Here is a 23,913-nt window from a genome sequence, read left to right on the forward strand (position 1 = left end):
CCCGGGACCGGATGCGCTGTGATGGGGCGTCAACAGGCAGGTGGCGTACGGCCGGTACGCGGCGAGCGGGGTGTCCCGCGCAGGGCAGGGGAGGACCCCTTGGGCGTACGGCTGGTCGTGGTGGACGATCACAGACTGCTGGCCGAGGCACTGGCTGCCGCGCTGCAGGTGCGCGGGCACCGGGTGCTGGCGATCGGCTCGCCCGGCTCCAGTGCCCCTGAGCTGGTGGCCCAGCGCCGCCCGGACGTCTGCCTGTTGGGCGTGGCCCGCCCGGGCAGCCAGGGCGCCTTCGCCGGGGTGCGGCGGCTGCGCCAGGAGCGCCCGGAGGTCGCCGTGGTGGTGCTCGCCCCGGTGGACGACCTGCGCGGGGTGGCCAACGCCTTCGCAGCCGGCGCGGCCGGCTACGTGCGCAGCGACGAGCGGATCGAGGTGGTGGACCGCTCGATCACCCGGGCCCGGGCCGGTGAGGCGGCGGTGGCCGTCGAGGTGCTGCAGGCCGCCTTCGACTGGCTGCTGCACCCGGTCCGCGAGCCGGACGACGAGGCGCTGCGGCTGCTCGGCTCGCTGACCCGGCGTGAGGTGCAGGTGCTGGCCCGGATCGCCGAGGGGCAGGACACCCACCAGATCGCGGCCGGCATGGGCATCGCCCCCAGCACCGCCCGCACCCACGTGCAGCGGGTGCTGATGAAGCTCGGCGCCCGCACCCGGCTGGAGGCGGCCGCGGTGGCCGACCGCACCGGCCTGCTGGCCCGCCTTACCCGCGAGTAACGAAGCCCCGACCCCCGCCCCGCACAGGCGCGGGGCCCCGGCATGCGCGGATCCTGCCCAGTCTGTTGACTGCTGATGAGTAATGTTTGATTATGTGTGAAGCAGGCGGCGATGCTGGCTTCACCGAGGGCGGAACACTGTGCGCAAGACCACGACCAAGCTGGCGGACGGCCGCGAGCTGATCTACTACGACCGGGACGACCGGCAGTTGCGCGACGCTCCGGACCGGCGTCCGCTCGAGCCGACCAGCAGCCTGGCCGAACTGCGCCGCGATCCGGTCTCCGGCGACTGGATCACCGTCGCCGCGCACCGCCAGGGCCGCACCTACCACCCGCCCGCCGACCAGTGTCCGCTCTGCCCCAGCCAGGGCGAGCACCTGAGCGAGGTCCCGGCCGCCGACTACGACGTGGCGGTCTTCGAGAACCGCTTCCCGTCCCTGGACTTCGACTCGGCCGCCGCCGTGCGCGCGGTCGAGGACGATCCGCTGCACCAGGTCCGCCCGGGCATCGGCCGCTGCGAGGTGGTCTGCTTCACCGCCGACCACCAGGCCTCGTTCGCCGACCTGGACGAGGGCAAGGCCCGCCTGGTGCTGGACGCCTGGACCGACCGCACCGCCGAGCTGAGCGCCGCGCCGGGGGTGGAGCAGGTGTTCTGCTTCGAGAACCGCGGCGTCGAGATCGGGGTGACGCTGGCTCACCCGCACGGACAGATCTACGCCTTCCCCTTCACCACCCCGCGCACCCTGAAGATGATCGCCAGCGCCGACGAGCACCGGGCCCGCACCGGCCGCAACCTGTTCGAGGACCTGGTGGCCGCCGAGCGCGCCGAACCGGTGCGTGTGGTGCTGGCCGGCGAGCACTGGACGGCCTTCGTCCCGTTCGCCCCCCGCTGGCCGTACGAGGTGCACCTGTACCCGAACCGCCGCTCCGCCGACCTGACCGAGCTCACCGAGGCCGAGCGGGCCGAGTTCCCGGGCCTGTACCTGGAGCTGCTGCGCCGCTTCGACCGGCTGTTCGGCGAGGGCGCTGCGCCCACGCCCTACATCGCCGCCTGGCACCAGGCCCCGCGCCGGGGCGGGGCCGAGCTGGCACTGCATCTGGAGCTCTTCACGATCCGTCGTACCGTAGGCAAGCTGAAGTTCCTGGCCGGGGTCGAATCCGGCATGGACGCGTTCGTCAACGATGTGTCGCCCGAGGCGGCGGCGCAGCGCCTGCGGGAGGTCGCATCATGAGCAAGTACCTGGTCACCGGCGGTGCCGGTTACGTCGGCAGCGTGGTCGGCGCGCACCTGCTGGAGGCGGGGCACCAGGTCACCGTGCTGGACGACCTGTCCACCGGCTTCGTCGAGGGCGTGCCCGCGGGCGCCGAGTTCGTCCGCGGCCGGATCCAGGACGCGGCCGAGGTGCTCGACTCCTCCTACGACGCGGTGCTGCACTTCGCCGCCTCCTCCCAGGTCGGCGAGTCGGTCGCGGACCCGGAGAAGTACTGGCGCAACAACGTGGCCGGCTCGCTCGAGCTGATCAGCGCGATGCGCAAGGCGGGGGTGCGCAAGCTGGTCTTCTCCTCCACCGCGGCCACCTACGGCGAGCCCGAGTCCTCCCCGATCGCCGAGACCGCCCGCACCGCGCCGACCAACGCGTACGGCGCCACCAAGCTGGCGGTCGACCACCTGATCACCAGTGAGGCGATCGCGCACGGGCTGGCCGCGGTCAGCCTGCGCTACTTCAACGTGGCCGGTGCGTACGGCGCCTACGGCGAGCGGCACGACCCCGAGTCGCACCTGATCCCGCTGGTCTTCCAGGCGGCGCTCGGCCAGCGGCCGCACATCTCGGTCTTCGGCGAGGACTACCCCACCCCGGACGGCACCTGCATCCGCGACTACATCCACGTCGCCGACCTGGCCGACGCCCACCTGCTCGCGCTGGCCGCCGCCAAGCCGGGCGAGCACCTGATCTGCAACCTGGGCAACGGCAGCGGCTTCTCGGTCCGCGAGGTGATCGAGTCCGTCAAGCGGGTGACCGGGCGTCAGATCCCGGTGGTCACCGCGGGCCGGCGCCCGGGCGACCCGGCGGTCCTGGTGGCCTCCGCCGAGCGGGCCCGCCGCGAGCTGGGCTGGGAGCCCAAGCGCCCGGAGCTGGACGCGATCGTGGCAGACGCGTGGGCCTTCACCCTCAACAGGTACGAGCAGCAGAAGCAGCAGTAGCAGCACCAGCAGTTAGCAGGACCAGCAGGGCCGAGGCCCCCAGGCCGAGGCCGCCCCCCGGGCCGGTCTGACCATTCCCTAGCGCGGGAGAGCGTGACGTGACGGACGAGTTCGAGCAGGTCTTCGGATCGGTGGCCGCCGGTGTCTGGGCGGCCCCGGGCCGGGTGAACCTGATCGGTGAGCACACCGACTACAACGACGGCTTCGTGCTGCCGATCGCCCTCCCGCACGCGGTCAAGGTGGCCGCCGCCCCGCGCACCGACGGCCGGCTGCGGCTGTACAGCAAGCAGGGCGACGACCGGATCACCGACATCGAGCTGGGCGCGCTGGCCCCCGGGGCGCCGAACAGCTGGGCCGGCTACCCGGCCGGTGTGGTCTGGGCGCTGCGCGAGGCCGGGCACCAGGTGGGCGGCGCCGACCTGTACTTCGACAGCGACGTGCCGGGCGGCGCCGGGCTCTCCTCCTCGGCGGCCCTGGAGTGCGCCACCGCGATCGCCTACCGCGACCTGTACCAGTTGGACCTGTCGGCCGCCGAGCTGGCGGTGCTGTCCCAGCGCGCCGAGAACGCCTTCGTCGGGGTGCCCTGCGGGGTGATGGACCAGATGGCCTCCGCCTGCTGCGAGGACGGGGCCGCGCTCTTCCTGGACACCAGGGACCTGAGCTGGCGCCAGGTGCCGCTGCGGCTGGCCGAGCAGGGGCTCGCGCTGCTGGTGATCGACACCCGGGTCAAGCACGACCTCGGGGACGGCGCCTACGCCGGGCTGCGGGCCGGCTGCGAGGGGGCCGCCGAGCTGCTCGGGCTGGCCGCCCTGCGCGACCTGCCCGAGGCCGGGCTGGCCGAGGCGCTGGCCGCGCTGCCGTCGGAGCTGGCACCGCTGGTGCGCCACGTGGTGACCGAGGACGCCCGGGTGCTGCGGGCGATCGAGCTGCTGGACAAGGGGGAGTTCGCGGCGCTGGGGCCGATCCTGACGGCGGGCCACGCCTCGCAGCGGGACGACTTCGCGATCTCCTGCGCGGAGAGCGACCTCGCGGTGCGGACCGCGTTGGCGGCGGGCGCCCTGGGGGCCCGGCAGACCGGCGGCGGCTTCGGCGGCTCGGTGATCGCGCTGGTCCCGCAGGAGCTGGCGGCGGCGGTCGGGACGGCTGTGCACAACGCCTTCACCACCGCGGGCTTCACCACCCCGGTCAGCTTCCTCGCCACCCCGTCCCGCGGCGCCCACCGCCTGGCCTGACCCGGGTCCGGCCCCGCCCCACCGCCCCCGGGCGGTCAACTCCGCAGTGCGTCCGAGGTCTCCGGACGGTGACGTTTTCCTGGGGAAGTTCACGGATCCACCACCTGACGGCCGGTCAGACCGTACTCTGGTGCGGGTATCGGTGGGGCCGGAGCAGGGGGGACACCGAGATGGGGCGGATCCGCGTGCTGGTGGTGGACGACCACCGGATCTTCGCCGAGGCGCTCGCCACGGCCCTCTCCGCCGAGCCTGAGATCGAGGTGGGCGCGGCGGGCAGCGCCGCGGCCGCCGAGCACGCGCTGGAGCGGGCTGCCGCCGAGGGCCGCCCGTTCGACGTGCTGCTGGTCGACGTCGACCTCGGCTCCACCGGCACCGCGCTGGCCCCGCCGCGCCGCCCGCGGCCGGGCGGCGAGCCCGAGCAGCCGCACCCCGGCCCGCGCCGCACCGGCCCCGGCGTCGTCCCGGCCCCGCGCGGGGCCGGCAGCAGCCTGGCCGCCGTGCCGCGCGCGGGCACGCCGGCTTCCCTGACAGCCGATCAGCAGTCCCCGGCCGCGCCGCGCCGCCCGGTGGACGGCATCACCCTGCTCGGCCGCGCCTGCCACGGCTACCCGAACCTGCGCGCGGTGGTGCTGGCCGCCGAGGAGGATCCGCGCCGGGCCGTCCGCGCGCTCTACGCGGGCGCCAGCGGCTGGGTGGCCAAGGAGAGCTCGCTGACCCGCCTGCTGGCGGTGCTGCGCGGGGTGCTCCGCGGCGAGACCCACCTGCCGCCGCTGCTGCTGACCGGCGTGGTCCGCGAGCTGACCACCGCCCGCCGGGACCGCACCGAGAGCGAGCGCCTGGTCGACTCGCTGACGCCGCGGGAGAAGCAGGTGCTGCGCTGCATGGTGGCGGGGCTGGGCCGCCAGGCGGTGGCCGAGCGGCTCTACCTGTCCCCGCACACCGTGCGCACCCATATGCAGAACGTGCTGGGCAAGCTGGGCGTGCACTCCACCCTGGCCGCCGTGGCGCTGGCCCGCCGCGCGGGCGTGGGCCCGGTGGAGGCCGGCTCCGCGCTGTAGCCGGAGCGGCCCCGGTCCGGCCCTAGCCGGGGATGTTGTCGAAGGGGGCGACCAGCTGGCGCAGCAGCGCCGCCAGTTCCGACTGCTGACCGCCGGACAGCTCCGCGAGCAGCTCCCGCTCGTGCGCCAGCAGCCCGGCCAGCGCCTCGTCGGCCTTCACCTGCCCGCCCTCGGTGAGCCGGACCAGCACCCCGCGCCGGTCGTCGGGGTCGGGCAGCCGTTGCACCAGGTCCTTGCCGGCCAGGCGGTCGATCCGGTTGGTCATGGTGCCGGAGGTCACCAGGGTCTGGGTGAGCAGCTGGCCGGGGGAGAGCTGGTAGGGGCGCCCGGCCCGGCGAAGGGCCGTCAGCACGTCGAACTCCCAGGGCTCCAGCCCGTGCTCGGCGAACGCCGCCCGGCGGGCCCGGTCCAGATGGCGGGCGAGCCGGCTGACCCGGCTGAGCACTTGGAGCGGCTGCACGTCGAGGTCGGGGCGCTCGCGGCGCCACGCTGCGACCAGCCGGTCGACCTCGTCCTCCATGTGGATCAGTGTATCGGTGGTTCTGTCGATATGAAGCCTCTTGACATCGAGAAAACAACCGCTGAACTCTCCCGACACCGCCCGCGGGTGCCGACCGCCCGCCGCGGGCCGGGCCGTCGGCGCCTCCCGGGCCGTCAGTTCTGCCGCTCGCCGACCAGCTTCGGGTGCCGCTCCATGCCCTCCAGCCCGTGCCAGGCCAGGTTCACCAGGTGCGCCGCCACCTCCGACTTCTGCGGCTTGCGCACCTCCAGCCACCACTGGCCGGTCAGCGCGACCATGCCGACCAGCATCTGCGAGTACATCGGCGCCAGCCGCGGGTCGAAGCCCCGGGCCTTGAACTCCAGGCCCAGGATGTCCTCGACCTGGGTGGCGATGTCGCTGATCAGCGAGGCGAAGGACCCGGTGGACTGGGCCACCGGGGAGTCGCGGACCAGGATCTTGAAGCCGTCGGTGGAGGTGTCGATGTAGTCCATCAGCGCGAACGCCGCCTGCTCCAGCAGCTCCCGCGAGTGCCCGCCGGTGAGCGCGCCGGTGACCATGTCGAGCAGCAGCTGCATCTCGCGGTCGACCACCACCGCGTACAGCCCTTCCTTGCCCCCGAAGTGCTCGTAGACCACCGGCTTGGAGACCCCGGCCCGCTCGGCGATCTCCTCCACCGAGGTGCCGTCGTAGCCGCGCTCGGCGAAGACCGAGCGGCCGATGTCGAGCAGCTGCTCGCGGCGCTGCTTTCCCGTCATCCGCACCCGCCCGGCGCGACCGCGGGGCGCTCCGGCGCCCTGGCCGGCGGTCCGGGCGGGCGGACGATGGCCGGAGGTGTCTCCGTTGCTCCCGTTCACCCCCCCATCATGCTGTAGTCGAGGGGTCATGCGGCGCGCCGGGCGGCGATGCGCCCCGCGTCGGGCCAGCGCACGTCCCGCGCCCAGCCGGCCTGCTCGAACCAGCGGATCAGCCGGGCGGAGGAGTCCACCTGGCCGCGCAGCACCCCGTGCCGGGCCGCGGTCGGGTCGGCGTGGTGCAGGTTGTGCCAGGACTCGCCGCAGGAGAGCACGGCCAGCCACCAGACGTTTCCGGAGCGGTCCCGGGACCTGAACGGCCGCGAGCCGACCGCGTGGCAGATCGAGTTGATCGACCAGGTGACGTGGTGCAGCAGCGCGACCCGGACCAGCGAGCCCCAGAAGAAGGCGGTCACCGCACCCTGCCAGGACCAGCTGAGCAGGCCGCCGATCAGCGGCGGGATCAGCATCGAGAGCAGCGTCCAGAGCCAGAACAGCCGGGAGACGGTCCGGATGTCACGGTCCTTCACCAGGTCCGGGGCGTAGATGTGCTGCGGGGTCTGCTCGCCGTCGAACAGCCAGCCCATGTGGGCCCACCACAGGCCCTTCAGCAGCGCCGGCACGGTCTCGCCGTAGCGCCAGGGCGAGTGCGGGTCGCCGTCCTGGTCGGAGAACTTGTGGTGCTTGCGGTGGTCGGCCACCCAGCGCACCACCGGGCCCTCGACGGCCAGGCTGCCGGCCACCGCCATGGCGATCTTCAGCGCCCGGCCGGTCTTGAAGGAGCGGTGGGTGAAGAACCGGTGGTAGCCGACCGTGACGCCGTGGCAGGTGAGGAAGTACATCGCGGCCGCGATCAGCACGTCGCGCCAGCCCAGGCCCCAGCCCCAGGCGACCGGCGCGGCCGCCAGCAGGGCCGCGAACGGCACCAGGATGAAGAGGCCGAGCGCGAGCCGCTCGGCCAGCCCCTGCTTCTCGCCGCCGAGGGTGGCCGAGATCCGGGTGTTGGGGTGGGTGGCGGGCTCCGCGGTGACGGTGAGGGTGACGGGGCGGACGCCGCTCGGCGCCTCGTCTGCCTGAATGGTCATGGGCGTGTCCCTAGGGAGGCGCAGCGGGCACCCGAGCCAGGCGGCCGGACCCTACGACTGCGTAACTTACGGCATCGTAGGTTGCCCTGCGGCCGCAGGGAAGCAGGCCACACCCCAGTTGAACGGATCGTCGGCCCCCCGACGCCGGGGCGCCGTTCGCACGTCACTCTGGGGATCGATGGCGATACCCAGGTGGCGGATGGGTCCGGTAAGGTCTGAGCTGCTATCCGCCGTGGGGTAATCGGCAGCCCGCAGGCCTTTGAAGCCTTGCAGTGTTGGTTCGAATCCAACCGGCGGAGCAGGAGCGGGCGGCCGGGGCGAGGTGCCCCGGCCGGTCCTCGCCGAGTGCGGCCGCCAGAATGCGGCGCGGTTATCCTCGGGTCTGGTCCAGGGTGCGGCGGGCTCAGCCGCGCGGACGGACCCGCCCGCCCGCCCGGTCCCAAGCCAAGGAGCCTCCCGCGTGAGTGCCAACTCCCCTGCCGCCGTCCTCGTGCTCGCCGCGGGTGAGGGCACCCGGATGAAGTCCAAGGCGCTGCCCAAGGTGCTGCACCCGGTCTGCGGGCGGACGCTGCTGGGCCACGTGGTGGCCGCCGCGGAGGAGCTGACGCCGCAGCACCTGGTGGTGGTGATCGGCCATTTGCGGGAGTTGGTGGCGGATCACCTGAAGCAGGCTCACCCCGAGGTGCGCGCGGTGGTCCAGGAGCGGCAGAGCGGCACCGGCAACGCGGCCCGGGTCGCGGTCGAGGCGCTGGGTGCCGACGGCATCGCGCTGGACGGCACGGTGATCGTGGCCTACGGCGACACCCCGCTGCTGACCGCCGACACCCTGCGCCACCTCGCCGAGCAGCACGCCGCCCAGGGCAACGGCGTCACCGTGCTGAGCGCCAACGTCCCCGACCCGACCGGCTACGGCCGGATCCTGCGGGCCGCCGACAACTCGGTGCACGCCATCGTGGAGCACCGGGACGCCACCGTGAGCCAGCGCGGGATCCACGAGATCAACTCCGGCGTCTACGCCTTCGAGGGCAAGCTGCTGGCCGACGCGCTGGCGAAGATCGGCGCCGACAACGCGCAGGGCGAGGAGTACCTGACCGACACGGTGGAGATCCTGCGCGAGGCCGGCCACCGGGTCGGCGCCGTGGTCGCCGCCGACTACCGCGACATCCTGGGCATCAACGACCGGGTGCAGCTGGCCGAGGCCCGCCGGCTGCTGAACGACCGGCTGGTGGAGCGCGCGATGCGCGCCGGGGTCACCGTGGTGGACCCGGCCACCAGCTGGTTCGACGTCCAGGTCAGCTACGAGCCGGACGCGGTGGTGCTGCCCGGCACCCAGCTGCAGGGCGCCACCCATCTGGGCGAGGGCTGCCAGGTGGGCCCGAACAGCACCCTGACCGACACCGTGGTCGGGGCTGGCGCCACCGTCAGCAACACCACGGCGGAGCACGCCGAGATCGGCCCGAAGGCCACCGTGGGCCCGTACGCCTACCTGCGTGGCGGGGTGGTGCTGGGCAGCAAGGGCAAGATCGGCACCTTCGTGGAGATCAAGAAGTCCCGGATCGGCGACAGTGCCAAGGTGCCGCACCTGTCCTACCTGGGCGACGCCACCGTGGGGGAGGGCGCCAACGTCGGCGCCGCCACCGTCACCTGCAACTGGGACGGCGTGAACAAGTACCCGACCGTGATCGGCCGGCACGCCCGGGTCGGCTCGGACACCATGCTGGTCGCCCCGGTCACCGTCGGTGACGGCGCCTACACGGCGGCCGGCTCGGTGATCGAGGGCGACGTGCCCCCGGGCGCGCTCGGCGTGAGCCGCGCGAAGCAGCGCAACATCGAGGGCTGGGTGGCGCGCAAGCGCTCCGGCACTGCTTCCGCCGAGGCCGCGGCCACCGCGCTGGAAGCGGCCACCGAGGCTGCCGGGGCGTGATGCGCCTCACGTGACGTCCCGTCCGGCCCTCCCGGGCCGGTCGCTTCCCGACCGGGCGCGTAACCTGGTGTACATACGTGCGCCAGGGGCCTGTAGCCCGGAGCGAGGCGTACCCAATCCCCTGTCGACCACCGGTCCGGGCGGCCTGCGCCGTCCGAATGCGGCGCGGCGGAACCATGCGGCAGCAATGCGAGGAGACGGTGCAGTGAGCGGGATCACGACGTCGGGTGAGAAGAAGCTGAAGCTCTTCTCCGGCCGTGCCCACCCCGAGCTGGCGAGGGAGGTCGCCGCATCGCTCGGCACCGAGCTCGTCCCGACCAAGGCCCTGGACTTCGCCAACGGCGAGATCTACGTCCGCTTCCTGGAGTCCGCCCGCGGGGCGGACTGTTTTGTGATGCAGAGCCACACGGCTCCGATCAACCAGTGGATCATGGAACAGCTGATCATGATCGACGCCCTGAAGCGGGCCTCGGCGCGCAGCATCACCGCGATCCTGCCGTTCTACGGCTACGCCCGCCAGGACAAGAAGCACCTGGGCCGCGAGCCGATCTCGGCCCGGCTGGTCGCCGACCTGCTGGCCAAGGCCGGCGCCGACCGCCTGATGGCGGTGGACCTGCACACCGCGCAGATCCAGGGCTTCTTCTCCGGCCCGGTGGACCACCTGTTCGCGCTGCCGATGCTGGCCGACTACATCGGCGCGCGGGTCGACCGCAGCAAGCTGACCGTGGTCTCCCCGGACGCCGGCCGGGTCAAGGTGGCCGACCAGTGGTGCGACCGGTTGGACGCCCCGCTGGCGATCATCCACAAGCGCCGCGACATCACCCAGGCCAACACCATCCTGTCCGCCGAGGTGGTCGGTGACGTCCAGGACCGGGTCTGCGTGCTGGTCGACGACATGATCGACACGGCCGGCACCATCTGCGCCGCCGCCGACGCGCTGTTCGACAACGGCGCCGCCGACGTGATCGTGGCCGCCACCCACGGCGTGCTCTCCGGTCCGGCCGCGGACCGGCTGAAGAACTCCCGGGTCAGCGAGTTCGTCTTCACCAACACGCTGCCGACCCCGGCCGAGCTCGGCATGGAGAAGGTCACCACCCTCTCCATCGCCCCGTCGATCGCCGCCGCGATCCGCGAGGTCTTCGAGGAGGGCTCGGTCACCTCGCTCTTCGAGGGCGTGCACTGACCCGGGATCCGCTGATCGGCCCCCGCCGCCCGACCCGGGTGGCGGGGGCCGATTTCATGTCGGCGTCGTCCTCCGGTTAGACTTGCGAAACTGCTCGGCGAGGGATGCGTTCTCCGCTCCGTGATCGACGCGCTGGACTAGTCCGCCGAGCCGACCCGTGTTTCTTGAGGGTGTGGCCCCGGCGGTTTTTCGCTATCTGCACCCGTTTTCCCACGCAGGAGTGCAGACATGTCCGAGATCCGCCTTGCCGCCGAGCCCCGCAACGAGTTCGGCAAGGGTGCCGCCCGCCGTGCCCGCCGGGCCGGCTTCGTCCCCGGTGTCGTCTACGGCCACGGCCTCGCGCCGGTCCACCTGAACCTCCCGGGCCACGAGCTCATGATGGCGCTCAAGACCCCGAACGCCCTGCTGGTCGTCCCGATCGAGGGCAAGGACGAGTTCGTCCTGCCGAAGGCCGTGCAGCGCGAGGCCATCAAGCGCACCATCGAGCACGTCGACCTGCTGCTGGTCAAGCGCGGCGAGACGGTCACCGTCGAGATCCCGGTGCACACCGAGGGCGAGCTGGCCCCCGGCGGCAACCTGGTCGAGAACGTGCTGAACGCGCTGCCGATCGAGGCCGAGGCCACCCACCTGCCCGAGTCGGTCACCGTCTCCATCGAGGGCCTGGAGGCCGGCGCCTCCATCCTGGCCGGCGACATCACGCTGCCCGCCAACGTCTCGCTGGCCGTCGAGGCCGACACCGTCGTGCTGCAGATCATCGGCGCCCAGGCCGCCCCGGCCGACGAGGAGGCCTCCGCCGAGGCCGCCGAGGCCTGAGCCTCCCGGTAGGTTCCACAGCGCTTCACTGCCCCGGCTCCCGTTCAATGGGAGCCGGGGCAGCGCCATGAGGTCTTGACGGAAGGAGTTCCGGATGACGGAGTACAGCGGTCCCTGGCTGGTGGTGGGCCTGGGCAACCCGGGTGAGGGCTACGCCCGCAACCGGCACAACATCGGGTTCATGGTGGTCGACCTGCTGGCCCAGCGGATGGGTGCCAAGTTCAAGGCGCACAAGAGCCGCGCCCAGGTCGCCGAGGGGCGGCTGGCCGGGCAGCGGGTGGTGCTGGCCAAGCCGATGAGCTTCATGAACCTGTCCGGCGGTCCGGTGGCGGCGCTGCGCGACTTCTACAAGGCGCCCACCGCCGCGCTGGTCGCGGTGCACGACGAGCTGGACGTGGACTACGCGGCGCTGCGGCTCAAGCAGGGCGGCGGCGACAACGGCCACAACGGGCTCAAGTCCATCACCAAGGCGCTCGGCCCGGACTACTACCGGGTGCGCTGCGGGGTCGGCCGCCCGCCGGGCCGGATGGAGGTGGCCGACTTCGTGCTCAAGGACTTCTCCTCCACCGAGCGCAAGGAACTGGACTGGTTCGTGGACCGCGCCGCCGACGCCGTCGAGGCGCTGCTGGCCGACGGCCTGGAGCGGGCCCAGGGCACGTACAACTCCTGACGCGACGTCAGGCGGCTGTCTTCTCCTGGTGACCGTCAGGGCAACAGTCGTACAACTCTTCCCCGCAGCCCCCACTCCGGTGCCGGGGCGGTCCGTTCCATCGGGTACGGTCAAGCCGGACTTGGGAAGGTGGGGGCGCTGGTGGGCGCGGGGTTGGGTACGGCACAAACGGCAGGTGCGTGGGTGCTGGCGAGCGCGGTGGTGCTCGGTGGTGCGGCGGTGGCCTGGGGCGAACCGGTGGGCGCCTCGCCCGCCGCGCAGGCGAGCGGGCCGGCCACGGCGCCCGGGACGGGCCCGCAGCCCTCGACCGGTGGGCCGAGCGCCCCGGCCTCGACGAACCCGAGCGCGTCCCCGAGTCCCTCGGCCCCGTCCAGCTGCCTTCCGGCGGTCGGCGGCAGCGCCACTCCCAGCACCTCGCCCACCCCGACGCCCAGCGCCTCGGCCACCGCCGGCCGGGCGGCCTGCCCCAGCACCGGCCCCTCGCCGTCGCCGACCGGCAGCCGCACCGTCGCACTGGCCGGTGCCGTCCGGGCCGGCAGCCGGCCGCACCAGGCACTGCCTGGTGCCGCGCCCACCGAGCCGGCCGTCCAACTGGCCGACGCCCCCTCGGCGAGCGCCGACCCCAGCACCACCCCGGCCCCGGTGGCCGGCGAGTTCACCGGCACCATCGTCACCACGTTCGGCGGCGACGCCGGGCTGACCGCGGTGGCCGGCGGGCTCTTCCTGGCGGCCGGCGGCGGCGCGATGTGGCTCAAGCGGCGGCGCAAGGCCGGCCCGGCTTCCTGACGGGCCGTCCGGAAGTCGCCCGACGATCTGTCAGGGCGGTCATCCGTTCCGCCTACCCGGTGCATCCAAGGGTCATGACCGAATCGACCTACCGGGGGTGGCCGCTTGAGCCGTCAGGACACGGCCGACCCGTTCGACACCTTCGTGGCCGCCCGGTACACGGCGCTGCTGCGGGCCGCCTACCTGATCACCGCCGATCCGCACGAGGCAGGCGACCTGCTGCACGACTCGCTCGCCCGGGTCTACCCGAAGCGGCACGCGATCCGCGATCCGGCGCTGGTCGAGGGCTACCTGCGCCGGACCATGGTGCGCACCCACGTCTCGCGCTGGCGGCGGTCCAGACGCGAGGCGGCCACCGACCGGCCCCCGGAGCTCCCGGTCGAGCCGGCCGAGCGCGACCTGGCGCTGGAGGCGGCGCTGCGCGCGCTGCCGCCGCGGCAGCGGGCAGCCGTCGCGCTGCACTACTACCTGGACCTGTCGACGGCTCAGGTGGCCGAGGAGCTCGGGTGCTCGCAGGCCACCGCCAAGACCCACCTGGCGCGCGCCCTGAAGGCCCTGCGCATCCGACTGGCCGAGCAGCGGGAGGAGGCCGGCCGTGGCGAGTGACGACTGGTTCGAGGCGGAGCTGACCCACCGGCTGCGCACCGCGGCCGAGGGGCTGGGCGCAGCGGAGCCGCCGTTGGCCGAGCTGCGCCAGGCCGGCCGACGGCGCGCCCGCACCCGGCAGGCGCACCGGGTCGCGGCCGCGGCCGACGCGGTGCTGCTGCTGGCGGGTCTGGGCTGGGGCCTGGCGGCCGGGGGCGGCACGGCCGGGCCCGCGACGGGTGGGTGGCCTTCGCCGCAGGCCGGGTCGCCCTACCGCTGCCCGGGCGCCACCGAAGCCCCGGGCCGTACGCCGAACGGCGCGGACCCCACGGTCTCGGAAGGCGCGGCGCAGCGGCTGGGTGAGGGTCAGTACCGCGAGGTGTACAGCGGGACCTGCGGCGACTCCTCGCACCACGCGTTCTACGTCTACCGGCTGCGCGGCGCCAAGGCGTTCGACCAGGCGGTGCGGGCGGCAGCCGAGCCGGGGGTGACGGTGCACTTCGTCGACTCCAAGTACCCGCAGTACAAGCTCCGCGAGCTGGCCGACCGGATCATCGACGACCCGTACTGGCACGAGCGCGGTGTGGTCATCCAGGGCACCTGGGCGCTGCCCGACGGCAGCGGCGTCCAGGTCGGGGTGCTGGGCGACCTGAAGGCGCTGCGTCCGCAAGTGATCGCCCGCTACGGGCCGATGGTGGCCGGGGTGGAGCAGGGTGCCGCCAACAGCGGCTACTGAGACGGCGGCTGCCCGGCCTTCCCGCGGGGAGACCGGGCAGCCGCCGTGCTCGGAGCCGAGCCGCCGTCAGCCGGTGTTGCGCAGACCGGCCGCGATGCCGTTGACGGTCAGCAGCAGCGCGCGGGCCCGCAGCGGGTCCTCGGTCCGGCCGGCCGCCGCCTCCTCGCGCTGGCGGCGCAGCAGCGCCACCTGCAGGTAGGAGATCGGGTCCAGGTAGGCGTCGCGGACCGTGAAGGTCTGCTTCAGCACCGGGTTGTGCTCCAGCAGTTCCGACTCGCCGGTCAGCCGCAGCACCTCACGCAGGGTCAGCTCGTGCTCGGCGGTGATCTGGTCGAAGACGTGGTGCAGCTCGGCCGGGACCAGCTGCTCCACGTAGTGCCGGGCGATCCGCAGGTCGGTCTTGGCCAGCGTCATCGCGACGTTGGACAGGAAGTTGCGGAAGAAGTGCCACTTCTCGTACATCTGCGGCAGCACGTCGCCCAGGCCCGCCTCGCGGGCGGCGGCCAGGCCGGAGCCGACGCCGTACCAGCCCGGCACGATCTGGCGGGACTGGGTCCAGCCGAACACCCACGGGATGGCCCGCAGGCCGTCCAGGCCGGCCCCCGAGTCGGGGCGGCGGGACGGGCGCGAGCCCAGGTGCAGCGAGGCCAGCTGGTCCACCGGGGTGGCGGCGAAGAAGTACTTCGGCAGGTCCTCCTGCTCCACCAGCGCCCGGTAGCAGCGGTGCGCGGCCTCGGAGACCTGGTCCATGCAGGCGTCCCAGCGGGCCAGCTCCTCGGGGGCCTGGCGGGGCGCGGTGTGCAGCGCGGAGGCGGCCAGCGTGGCGGAGAGGGTCAGCTCCAGGTTCTCCCGGGCCAGCGAGGGCAGCAGGTACTTGTCGGAGATCACCTCGCCCTGCTCGGTGACCTTGATCTCGCCCTCCAGGGTGCCCCAGGGCTGGGCCAGGATCGCCTCGTGCGAGGGACCGCCGCCGCGGCCCACGGTGCCGCCGCGGCCGTGGAACAGACGCAGCCGGATGCCGTAGCGGTGGGCCACGTCGCGCAGCCGGCGCTGGGCCCGGTGGATCTCCCACTGCGAGGTGGTGATGCCGCCGAACTTGGAGGAGTCGGAGTAGCCGAGCATGACCTCCTGGATGTCCCCGCGCAGCGAGACCAGCAGCCGGTAGGACGGGTCGGAGAGCATCTCCTCCAGGATCCGGTCGGCCTGCTGCAGCTCGTCGGTGGTCTCCAGCAGCGGCACGATGCCGATCTTGGCGATCCCGGCGTGCAGGTCGATCAGGCCGGCCTCGCGGGCCAGCACGGCCGCGGCGAAGACGTCGTCGGCGCCCTGGCACATGGAGATGATGTAGCTCTCCACGATCTCGTCGCCGAACCGCTCGAAGCCCTCGCGGATGGTGGTGAACACGCCCAGCGTCTTGGCGCCGGCCGGGTCCAGCGGGGCCGGGGTGGGGGCCAGCGGGCGGCGCGAGCGCAGCTCCTTGGCGAGCAGCTTCTGGCGGTACTCGCGCGGCATGTCGCTGTAGCGCCAGGCCTCCTCGCCGAGCCGGTCGAAGAGCTGGCCGAGCGCGTGGTGGTGGGCCTCGGCGTGCTCGCGCACGTCCATGGTGGCCAGCTGCAGGCCGAAGGCCTCGACGGTGTTGATCGCCCGGGCCAGGCGCCCGTCGGCGATCAGGCCGCCGCGGTGCGCGCGCAGCGAGTCCTGGATCAGCCGCAGGTCGCCGACCAGCTGACGGGTGCCCAGGTAGTCCCGGCCGGGCACGTGCGGGGTGCCGTTGGCCAGCCGGTCGCGGGTGTTCTCCAGCTTCAGCCGCACACAGGTGGCCTTGAGCCGGTAGGGCTCCTCGGCGTTCATCCGCTTGTAGCGCGGGCTCAGCTCGGGCAGCACCTTGAGGTCGGCGTCCAGCGAGGCCAGCAGCTCGTCCGAGGCGCCGGCGAGGCGGACCGAGGTGGAGAGCGAGTTGCGCAGGTCGTCCACGGCCGCCAGGGCGTCCTTGATGCCGTACTCGTGCTGCAGGTTGAGCACGTCCCAGGTGACCCGCGGGGTGACGTTGGGGTTGCCGTCCCGGTCGCCGCCGATCCAGGTGCCGAAGGTCAGCGGACGGACCCCGTCGGGCAGCGCCAGGCCGACCCGGGCCAGCTCCTCGTGCAGCTCCTCCAGCACCTCCGGGACGGCCTCGCGGTACAGCTCGTCCAGGTAGTAGACGGCGTTGCGCGCCTCGTCGGTCGGCTCGGGGCGGGCGATCCGCAGCTCGTCGGTCTGCCAGAGCAGGTCGATCACCTCGGCCAGCCGGCGGTCGGCGGACCGCTTGGCCGAGGTCTGCCGGGCCGAGTCGGTGCCGGACTGGCCGGCCGCGGCGTGCTCGCGGTGGCTCATCTCCACCTGGAAGCCGCGCTCCAGCAGCTCGCCGATCCGGCGCAGCTTGTTCAGCACGCTGCGCCGGGCCGCCTCGGTCGGGTGCGCCGTGAAGACCGGACGGACCGCCAGGTGGGCCAGCGTGTCGGCCAGGTGCTTGGGGTCGGCCTCGGCCAGCTGGTCGGCGGTCTGCGCCAGCAGCGATCCCTCGCGGGCCCGGCGGGCGGCGAACTCGCGGCCGCGGTGCACCTGCTCGGTGACGTTGGCCAGGTGGAAGTAGGTGGAGAAGGCGCGCACCAGCTTGGCGGCGGTCTCCAGGTCGATGTTGGCCAGTAGTTCGGCGGTGGCCTCGCCGTCGGTGCGGCTCAGCAGGCGGACCTGCTCGACCAGGCCGAGCACCTCCGCGCCCTCCTGCCGGACCAGCGTCTCGCCGAGCAGGTCTCCGAGGCGGCGGATGTCGGCACGCAGGGCGGCATTGTCGGCGGCCGGGTCGACGGCGTTCCCGGTGCTGGACTGCTCACTCGGGTGGTCGGCCGAGGTGGGGACCGAAGCGGTCACGGCTGGCTCCCTGGGGTGGTGGGGTACGGCAACGGCGGACCGCGCTGTCCGACCGGGTCAGCATATGTGGCCACCGCCCGCTGTCCGCGGCAGTGGCCGGATGGCGGACACCTTGGACAGCCCCGCTCGGGCGCGGCTGGAACCGGGAAGTCGGTGGGGCCGCTGCCGGGCCCTCACTTAGGCTGACCCCATGAGCTTGTCGCCTGGGGAGGGCGCGCGGGGCCGCGGGTTGTGGTGGTGGGATCGGCGGCGCAGTGCGGCCCTGGACATGTGCCTGGCCGCACTCGCCGCGCTCGAGTGCGCCGCGGGCGGCTGGTCGCTGGCCGCCAACCAGTTCCACGTCGGTGGGGCGCTGGCGGTGGCCTGGGCCGTGGTCGGCGCGCTGGGCGGGGCCACCCTGCTGGTGCGCCGGCGCTGGCCGGCCGTGCCGGTGCTGGTCACCATCCTGCTGGTGCCCGCGCTGTTCGGCATCGTGCTGCTGGAGGTCGCGCTGTACACCCTGGCGTCGACCTGGAACTGGCCGATGCGCCGCGGCCGGGTGGTGGCGCTCTCCGCGGTGGTCTTCGTGGAGACCACCGCGATGGTGCTGCTGATCTTCCTCACCGGGACCCCGCGGCCCGGCGAGCAGGTGCCGGCCACCTGGGTCTTCGTGCTGATCGCGGTGCTGGTCGCGGTCGGGCTGACGGTGCCCCCGGTGGTCACCGGGCTGTACCTGGGGGCCAAGCGGCGGCTGGTGGAGTCGCTGACCGACCGCGCGCTGGGCCTGGAGGCCGAGCTGGACCTGCTGGCCGAGCGGGCCAGCGAGCGGGCCCGGCGGGCGCGCCTTGAGGAGCGGACCCGGATCGCCCGCGAGATGCACGACGTGGTGGCGCACCGGGTGAGCCTGATGGTGGTGCACGCGGGGGCGCTGGAGCGGATCGTGGCCGGGGACCCGGACCGGGCCGCGCAGAGCGCCAAGCTGATGGCCGAGACCGGTCGGCAGGCGCTGAACGAGCTGCGCGAGATCCTCGGCGTGCTGCGGATGAACGAGGAGGCCGCGGCCGGTCCGGCGGGCAGCGGGCCGCTGGCCGAGCTGGCCCGCCTGGTGGAGCAGTCCAAGGCGGCCGGGATGCGGGTCACCCTGACGGTGAGCGGGGACCGGCAGCCGTACCGGCACGAGGCGGAGCGGACCGCCTACCGGGTGGTGCAGGAGGGGCTGACCAACGCGCACAAGCACGCCGGCGGGGCCGAGGTGCTGGTACTGCTGACCTACCTGCCGAACGGGGTCCGGGTGGCGGTGGCCAACGACTGCCCCGACGGCGGGGAGCAGGTCCGGCTGCCCAGCGGCGGCAACGGGCTGCTGGGCATGGAGGAACGGGTGCGGGCGCTGGGCGGCAGCTTCACCGCCGGGCCGGAGAACGGGGGCGGGTTCCGGGTGGAGGCACTGCTGCCGTCCCGGCTGGTCGAGCGGGCCGACCGGCTGAGCTGATCCGGTGGACCGGGCAGCTGCGCGGACCAGCCCGGTGCGCCGGCTCAGACCAGGTCGGTGATGGAGCGCAGCCGCTGCGGCGCGGTGCCCAGCACCAGGGTGGAGACCGCCTGGTCCAGGTCGTTGCCCAGGAACCACTCGCCGGTGTGGTCCAGGCTGAACACCCGCCCGCCCTCGTCGATCGCCAGCAGCGCCTGCCCGGGCAGCTCCTCGCCGAGCGGGGCCAGCCGGGTGTCCAGCGCCCGGCCCAGGTCGGCCAGCGTGCGCGCCTGGTGCAGCCCGCGCAGCGGGTCGAGTAGGAACGGGGTGCGAGCCACCTCGCGGCCGGCCCCGGACAGCTCGAAGTGCAGGCCGCCGAACTCGGCCCAGGCCTCGATCGCGGCCGGGAAGACGGCATGGCCCGCCTGCTCGCCTGCGCGGTGGTCGAGCAGCTGGTCGGCCCAGTCCTCGGCGCGGCGGATCTCCCAGCGCCCGGGGTGCCAGCCGGCCTGCTTGAGGGCGGCGGCGACGTCGGCGGAGAACCGGGGCGTGGTGCGGGCCGGACCGGCGGTGGGGGTGGCGAGCGGCTTCAGCGGGTGCTCCGAGATCGGTGGACAGGAACGGCGGGCGGCGGGGCGGCCGCCGGGCCGGGTGCGCCGGGGACGCGGACGGCGCCTCGGTGGCGGGCGGTGGCGGGGCGGCTCAGGAGGCCGGGGCGACCGCCACGCCGAGCACCGCGAAGTGTTCCAGCAGGGGGGCGCAGGACCGGCAGGGCGGGGCGTGGGTGCCGTGCGCCGGGTCACCCTCCTCGCGGATCCGCACCGTGGTCAGCTTGGCGCCGCGGAACGCCTTGCGGGCCTCGTGCAGGGTGAGGGGCTTCTTGGCGGCCCGCTTGGACCGGGCCGCGTCCACCGAGTCCAGGTACTGGGAGAGCAGCACCACCTCGGGGCAGCGGCCGGTGAACCGCTCGCGCTGCGCGACCGGCAGCTGTGCCAGGAACTCGCCGACCAGCGGGTGCGGCTGCGGCAGCGCGTCCGCCTTGCGGCCCACCAGGGTGTGCACCTCGCCGTTCTTCAGCGACAGCGCGGCGGCCACCGTGGGCAGCAGGCTGTCCCGGAGGTGGCGCAGCAGCGGGGCGCCGGGCGGCGGGGGCACGGGCGTGACCGGGGTCGGGTGCGGGGCGGTGGTCAGGTCCACGACGGCGCTGCCTTCCTCTGGTCACGAACGGACTGGTCTTCGGCCCCCAGCCTGCCAAACGGCTCGGACGGCCGGGCAACCGGGGGTCTCGGCGGGGTGCTGATGATCCGTCAGTAGTCCTCGGCGGACACCCGGGCCGGCCGGGGCGGATCAGCACCGGGCCGGGGGGACCGCTCGCAGCCCCGACCCCATACCCTGGTGCCGGCACAATCCGGCTTCAGCCATGGGGGCTTGCAGATGACGACAGGTCGGCCCGGCGCCGCCGCCGCGCCCAACGCGGCCTACGCGGGTCAGGTGGTCCACTTTCCCGATCCGGTCCGGGCGGCCAGGTACCCCGAGGGCGTCCGGGTGGACGCCGGCGGCTACCCCGACTTCGGCCCGTACGCGAAGGCGGTGGCCGAGGTCGCCGACCCGCCCGAGGGCTTCGGCGTGGACGAACTGCGGCTGACCGACTACGTCTCGGCCAACGCCGCCCTGTTCAGCCAGGGCCACGAGCTGTGGGCCGACCAGGAGAGCGCCGTCGCCACCCCGGCCGGCTGGACCTGGCACCACGCGGTGGGCGGCTCGGCCCCCGGCTGGCGCCGGATGGAGCTGGTCCCGGTCGAGGTCAAGGCGCTGCTGCGGCACCACGGCGGGCTGGCCCGCTCGGCCGCCGACCACGGCCGGCGCGGCACCCGCCCGCTGCAGGAGCACCGGGCGGCGCACTTCTCGATCTCCAAGGAGGGCGGCGACCCGGTCACCGTCTCCGAGGACCTGGTGCAGGCGGCCGAGGAGCGCCTCGGCTACCGGCTGCCCGGCCCGTACCGCGAGTTCCTCAAGCTGGCCGGCGGCCGCGGCCCGGTCGGCGTGGCCCTGGACACCGAGCTGGGCCTGCTGCTGGACCAGCCGTTCCTGACCCTGTGCGAGGAGTACGGGATCGACGACCTGGTGTACGCCAACAAGTGCCTGCGCGACCACCTGACCAAGGACTACCTGGGCATCGCCTACGTCCAGGGCGGCATCCTGGCGCTCAAGGTGCGCGGTGAGCGGCTCGGCTCGGTCTGGTTCTGCCTGTACGACGACGCCCGGGACACCGGTGCGCCCGAGGAGGCGGCGGACCGGGTGGCCCGGCTGCTGCTGCCCTGCGGCGACACCTTCGACGACTTCCTGCTCCGGCTGGCCGGCAGCCCGCCGGAGCTGGAGTCGGTGGCGGAGCTGATGGTGGACGGCGGCTTCGCGCGCGCCGTGCCGATGGGCTGAGGGACGGGGAGCGGCAGTGGCTGAGACGGTGAAGGTGAAGGCGGTCCTGGCATGGTGACGTACGCGCAGGCGCAGGACCTGGCGACCGAGTGGATCAACGGCGGGGTCCCGCAGTTCCAGCAGCGCGAGGTGCGGGTGCGGGAGTTCGAGCTGGGCTACGTCTGCTGGGCCGAGGACCGGGCCGGCGGGCCGGCTTCGGACGGCGGCGGCGCCAAGCTGGTCATCGCCCGGGAGAGCGGGGCGAGCACGCTCTGGCCGGCGCTGCCGGTCAACGAGGTGGTGCGGCAGTACCAGCAGCGGTACGGCCGGCCGGCCGGTGCGGGACGGGTCGACCTGTCCAAGCCGCTGCCCGGGCCGGTGGAGGCGACCTCCTTCCTGCTCAGCCCGCCGCAGTGGGTGCAGGAGGCGGCCGTGGCGGCGGTCGCCGCTGAGTCGGAGCGCCTCGGCGCGGCACCGGCCGGGCCGGTCCAGGCTCCCGCGCCTGCCCCTGCTCCCGTCCCGCCGCCGGCTCCCGCGCCGGTGGTCCAGGCCCAGGTGGCCGCCAGCCCGATGCCGCCGGCGCCCGCGCCGGTCGCCGCCGCTCCCATCGCCCCCGTGCCGGTCCCGCCGGTGCCGCCGGTCGCCGACCAGCCGCCCGTGCCCGCACCCGCTCGGCTGACCGCGCCGCCGGTCTCCGACCGCCCGGCCGGGGATGCGCCGACCATGCTCGCACCGCCGCCCAGCTGGGAGCTGGACGAGCACGGCGAGGAGGAGCCGGAGCCGCTCACCCCGCCCGAGGCCCGCACCGTCCGGATGCCCCCGCCGGTGTCCACCCGCAAGCTCGGCAGCACCCCGCCCGCCGCCCCGGTCCACCAGCCGCCGGTCCAGCCGCCGCCGGTGGTCCAGCAGCCCCTGGCCGTGCAGCAGCCGCCGGTCGGCGGGTACGCGCCGACCGTGCTGGCCACCGACGGCCCGCCCGGCCTGCTGGGCCTGCCCGGTGCCCCCGGCACGCCCGGCACCCCCCAGCCCCCGGTCCCGCCGGCGCCCGCCGTCGAGTACGCGCCGACGATGCTGGCCACCGACGGCCCGCCCGGCCTGCTGGGCCTGCCCGGCGCCCCTGGCACCCCCGCGGCCCCGGCCGGCCGCGGCCGCGGCGAGAGCAGCCCCCCGCCGCCCCCGCCCCCGCCGGGCCTGCGCGGTGGCGAAGGCCGCCCCGGTGCCGCCCCGGGCGGCGGCCGCGGCGCGGTCGGCGCCCCGCCCCCGCCGCCCCCGGGCGGACTGCTGCACGCGCCCGGCAGCACCCCGGACCACCACGCGGCCGGCGGCCGCAGCGCCGGCACCACCCCGCCGCCGCCCCCGCCCGCCGTGCTGCGCGGCTCTGGCCAGCCGGCCGCCGCGAGCACCCCGGCCCCGGGCGCGGCCGACCTGGCCGACGCCGCCACCAGCAAGGCGGTGCTGCCGCCGCGCCCCGGTGCCGCCCAGGCCCAGGCGCCCACCCAGCTGGCCGCCCCCGGCCCGGGCGGCTACGGCTTCCCCGGTCCGGTCCCGGCCCAGTCCGGCGCCCCGGTGCCCGGTGCCGCCGCCCCCGTGCCCGGCCTGCCCCCGCAGGGCGCGCCGGTCCCGCCCGGCGTGCCCGCCATCGGCCCCGGCTACCTCGCGGTGCTCAGCTACCGCGCCCCGGACGGCTCCGAGCAGAAGGTGATGTTCCGCAGCGAGCCCGGCACCCCGCACCCGGAGTGGCGGATCCTGCAGGAGCTGCGCCGGCTGAACGTGCCGGCCGAGCAGGGGCTGGAGCTGCACACCGAGCTGGAGCCCTGCGACCTGCCCGGCGGCTACTGCCTGCGACTGGCCAAGAACTCCTGGCCGAACGTGCGGATCAGCCACACCGCCGCCTACGGCCGCGACCTGCCGGCCCGCCAGCAGGGCATGGCCCACCTGCTCAACCACCTGGACGAGCTGCACCAGACGGCCGGCGGCCCGCGCCGACCGCGCCCGGTGCGCGCGCCGCTGCCGGCGCCCGGCACCGTACCGCCGCGTCCGCCGGCCCCGCCGCAGCAGCTGGCCGCCGAGCTGGGCCAGGTCTTCGGCCCGGCGGTGTTCCGCTACGAGCAGCGGGCGGTCTCCCGGCAGGGGGTGCCCGAGGTGGTGGCGCAGACCCTGGTCTGGGCCGGGCTGCCGACCAACTTCGGCCCGTTCTTCTGGGCCCACGCCTCGGAGAACCGGCCGATCCCGACGCTGGCCGAGCTGGCCGCCGAGCGCGGCCGCCCGGCCGCCCCGGACGCCGGCGGCTACCTGGTGCTGGGCAACGACTACGGCCGCCAGCTCTGTGTGCAGTACGGCACAGCCGCGGTGGTCGCGGTGGACCTCGACGGGGGAGGAACCGGCGAGCCGCCGCGCTTCGTCAACAGCGGTGTGCCGGAGTTCGTCCGGTCGCTCGCCCTGCTCGGTCGGATGTGGCCGCTGCGCCACGGCCTGACCCCCGATCAGGCCGGTCGCTGGACCACCGACTTCCAGGCCGAGCTGATCGCGCTCGACCCGGCCGCCCTCCAGACGCCGGACACCTGGTGGGCGATCCTCCTTGAGCAGTTCTGGGACGGCCTGCTGTAGGCCCGCGGTCCGGTCCACCCGCCCGGGTGGACCGGGCGGCGGTGTCGCTTCCTTTGGCTTTCCAGATGATCTGCGCAAAATAGGTCAAGAGGAACAGGTACCCGGCCGGCCGGAACCGAGGGGACTAGGACGTGAGCGAGCCAATGAAGCACACCACCGAGCGATGGGGGCACCCCCTGCCGACGGCTGGGGGAGAGGC

General features: G+C 74.3%; 22 protein-coding genes and 1 tRNA gene. 16 read left to right on the forward strand and 7 right to left on the reverse strand.

What is annotated here, in order from left to right:
- Window positions 1–99 precede the first annotated feature (99 nt).
- The 5 genes from C7C46_RS10190 (at window position 100) to C7C46_RS10210 (ending at window position 5,260) form a co-directional block, all read left to right on the forward strand.
- Window positions 100–768, forward strand: a complete 669-nt coding sequence (locus tag C7C46_RS10190) for a response regulator transcription factor (protein WP_110668032.1) — start codon at window positions 100–102, stop codon at window positions 766–768.
- Window positions 769–907: 139 nt separating this feature from the next.
- Complete coding sequence (galT, locus tag C7C46_RS10195; protein ID WP_110668035.1) at window positions 908–1,999, forward strand: galactose-1-phosphate uridylyltransferase; 1,092 nt, start codon at window positions 908–910, stop codon at window positions 1,997–1,999.
- The gene (gene galE, locus C7C46_RS10200) at window positions 1,996–2,970 is read left to right on the forward strand and encodes a UDP-glucose 4-epimerase GalE (RefSeq protein WP_110668037.1); all 975 of its coding nucleotides are present in this window, start codon (window positions 1,996–1,998) and stop codon (window positions 2,968–2,970) included. Before galT ends, galE begins: the two co-directional genes overlap by 4 nt.
- A 98-nt stretch (window positions 2,971–3,068) precedes the next feature.
- Window positions 3,069–4,202, forward strand: coding sequence for a galactokinase (galK, locus tag C7C46_RS10205; RefSeq protein ID WP_110668039.1), 1,134 nt, complete (start codon window positions 3,069–3,071; stop codon window positions 4,200–4,202).
- A 170-nt stretch (window positions 4,203–4,372) separates the two neighbouring features.
- Window positions 4,373–5,260, forward strand: coding sequence for a response regulator transcription factor (locus tag C7C46_RS10210; protein WP_110668041.1), 888 nt, complete (start codon window positions 4,373–4,375; stop codon window positions 5,258–5,260).
- A gap of 22 nt (window positions 5,261–5,282) precedes the next feature.
- On the opposite strand, the gene C7C46_RS10215 is transcribed toward C7C46_RS10210, so the two are convergent.
- The 3 genes from C7C46_RS10215 to C7C46_RS10225 form a co-directional block, all read right to left on the reverse strand.
- On the reverse strand, window positions 5,283–5,780 hold the full coding sequence (locus C7C46_RS10215) for a MarR family winged helix-turn-helix transcriptional regulator (protein WP_110668043.1): 498 nt from the start codon (window positions 5,778–5,780) through the stop codon (window positions 5,283–5,285).
- A 134-nt stretch (window positions 5,781–5,914) separates the two neighbouring features.
- Window positions 5,915–6,646 (reverse strand): TetR/AcrR family transcriptional regulator, encoded by a 732-nt coding sequence (locus C7C46_RS10220; RefSeq protein WP_425470046.1) that lies wholly within the window; start codon window positions 6,644–6,646, stop codon window positions 5,915–5,917.
- Entirely contained in the window at window positions 6,643–7,638 is a 996-nt protein-coding gene (locus C7C46_RS10225; RefSeq protein ID WP_110668048.1) for an acyl-CoA desaturase, read from the reverse strand. Before C7C46_RS10225 ends, C7C46_RS10220 begins: the two co-directional genes overlap by 4 nt.
- A 226-nt stretch (window positions 7,639–7,864) precedes the next feature.
- On the opposite strand from C7C46_RS10225, the gene C7C46_RS10230 reads away from it, so the two are divergent.
- The 5 genes from C7C46_RS10230 (at window position 7,865) to pth (ending at window position 12,228) form a co-directional block, all read left to right on the forward strand.
- Window positions 7,865–7,937: transfer RNA gene (locus tag C7C46_RS10230), tRNA-Gln, on the forward strand.
- 161 nt (window positions 7,938–8,098) lie between these two features.
- Window positions 8,099–9,562, forward strand: coding sequence for a bifunctional UDP-N-acetylglucosamine diphosphorylase/glucosamine-1-phosphate N-acetyltransferase GlmU (gene glmU, locus C7C46_RS10235; protein ID WP_110668050.1), 1,464 nt, complete (start codon window positions 8,099–8,101; stop codon window positions 9,560–9,562).
- A gap of 205 nt (window positions 9,563–9,767) precedes the next feature.
- Window positions 9,768–10,745 (forward strand): ribose-phosphate diphosphokinase, encoded by a 978-nt coding sequence (locus C7C46_RS10240; RefSeq protein WP_110668052.1) that lies wholly within the window; start codon window positions 9,768–9,770, stop codon window positions 10,743–10,745.
- A gap of 228 nt (window positions 10,746–10,973) precedes the next feature.
- Window positions 10,974–11,558, forward strand: coding sequence for a 50S ribosomal protein L25/general stress protein Ctc (locus C7C46_RS10245; protein WP_110668054.1), 585 nt, complete (start codon window positions 10,974–10,976; stop codon window positions 11,556–11,558).
- Window positions 11,559–11,652: 94 nt separating this feature from the next.
- The gene (gene pth, locus C7C46_RS10250) at window positions 11,653–12,228 is read left to right on the forward strand and encodes an aminoacyl-tRNA hydrolase (RefSeq protein WP_110668056.1); all 576 of its coding nucleotides are present in this window, start codon (window positions 11,653–11,655) and stop codon (window positions 12,226–12,228) included.
- A 110-nt stretch (window positions 12,229–12,338) separates the two neighbouring features.
- Here pth and C7C46_RS34265 read toward each other — a convergent pair whose 3' ends face one another.
- Window positions 12,339–12,887: a hypothetical protein gene (locus tag C7C46_RS34265; protein ID WP_146259046.1), complete on the reverse strand. Its 549-nt coding sequence runs from the start codon at window positions 12,885–12,887 to the stop codon at window positions 12,339–12,341.
- Here C7C46_RS34265 and C7C46_RS34920 point away from each other — a divergent pair.
- The 3 genes from C7C46_RS34920 (at window position 12,871) to C7C46_RS10265 (ending at window position 14,335) form a co-directional block, all read left to right on the forward strand.
- Entirely contained in the window at window positions 12,871–13,014 is a 144-nt protein-coding gene (locus C7C46_RS34920) for a hypothetical protein (protein WP_181442283.1), read from the forward strand. The genes C7C46_RS34265 and C7C46_RS34920 overlap by 17 nt on opposite strands.
- 105 nt (window positions 13,015–13,119) lie before the next feature.
- Window positions 13,120–13,620, forward strand: a complete 501-nt coding sequence (locus C7C46_RS10260) for a SigE family RNA polymerase sigma factor (RefSeq protein ID WP_110668060.1) — start codon at window positions 13,120–13,122, stop codon at window positions 13,618–13,620.
- The gene (locus C7C46_RS10265) at window positions 13,610–14,335 is read left to right on the forward strand and encodes a hypothetical protein (protein WP_110668062.1); all 726 of its coding nucleotides are present in this window, start codon (window positions 13,610–13,612) and stop codon (window positions 14,333–14,335) included. Before C7C46_RS10260 ends, C7C46_RS10265 begins: the two co-directional genes overlap by 11 nt.
- Window positions 14,336–14,401: 66 nt before the next feature.
- On the opposite strand, the gene ppc is transcribed toward C7C46_RS10265, so the two are convergent.
- Complete coding sequence (gene ppc / locus C7C46_RS10270) at window positions 14,402–17,155, reverse strand: phosphoenolpyruvate carboxylase (RefSeq protein ID WP_110668168.1); 2,754 nt, start codon at window positions 17,153–17,155, stop codon at window positions 14,402–14,404.
- Window positions 17,156–17,435: 280 nt separating this feature from the next.
- Here ppc and C7C46_RS10275 point away from each other — a divergent pair, with 280 nt between their 5' ends.
- Window positions 17,436–18,713 (forward strand): sensor histidine kinase, encoded by a 1,278-nt coding sequence (locus C7C46_RS10275; protein WP_110668065.1) that lies wholly within the window; start codon window positions 17,436–17,438, stop codon window positions 18,711–18,713.
- Between the two features lie 44 nt (window positions 18,714–18,757).
- On the opposite strand, the gene C7C46_RS10280 is transcribed toward C7C46_RS10275, so the two are convergent.
- Together C7C46_RS10280 and C7C46_RS10285 are read right to left on the reverse strand one after the other, a co-directional pair.
- Window positions 18,758–19,285, reverse strand: a complete 528-nt coding sequence (locus C7C46_RS10280; RefSeq protein ID WP_110668171.1) for an SUKH-3 domain-containing protein — start codon at window positions 19,283–19,285, stop codon at window positions 18,758–18,760.
- Between the two features lie 109 nt (window positions 19,286–19,394).
- The gene (locus C7C46_RS10285) at window positions 19,395–19,889 is read right to left on the reverse strand and encodes a YwqJ-related putative deaminase (protein WP_342775393.1); all 495 of its coding nucleotides are present in this window, start codon (window positions 19,887–19,889) and stop codon (window positions 19,395–19,397) included.
- Window positions 19,890–20,126: 237 nt separating this feature from the next.
- Between C7C46_RS10285 and C7C46_RS10290 the strand changes: the two genes are divergently transcribed.
- Window positions 20,127–21,128 (forward strand): SMI1/KNR4 family protein, encoded by a 1,002-nt coding sequence (locus tag C7C46_RS10290; RefSeq protein ID WP_110668175.1) that lies wholly within the window; start codon window positions 20,127–20,129, stop codon window positions 21,126–21,128.
- 51 nt (window positions 21,129–21,179) lie between these two features.
- Window positions 21,180–23,714 (forward strand): SUKH-4 family immunity protein, encoded by a 2,535-nt coding sequence (locus tag C7C46_RS10295; RefSeq protein WP_110668068.1) that lies wholly within the window; start codon window positions 21,180–21,182, stop codon window positions 23,712–23,714.
- The last annotated feature ends 199 nt before the right edge of the window (window positions 23,715–23,913 follow it).

It is taken from the genome of Streptomyces tateyamensis (assembly GCF_003205575.1).
Taxonomy (GTDB): Bacteria; Actinomycetota; Actinomycetes; order Streptomycetales; family Streptomycetaceae; genus Kitasatospora; species Kitasatospora tateyamensis.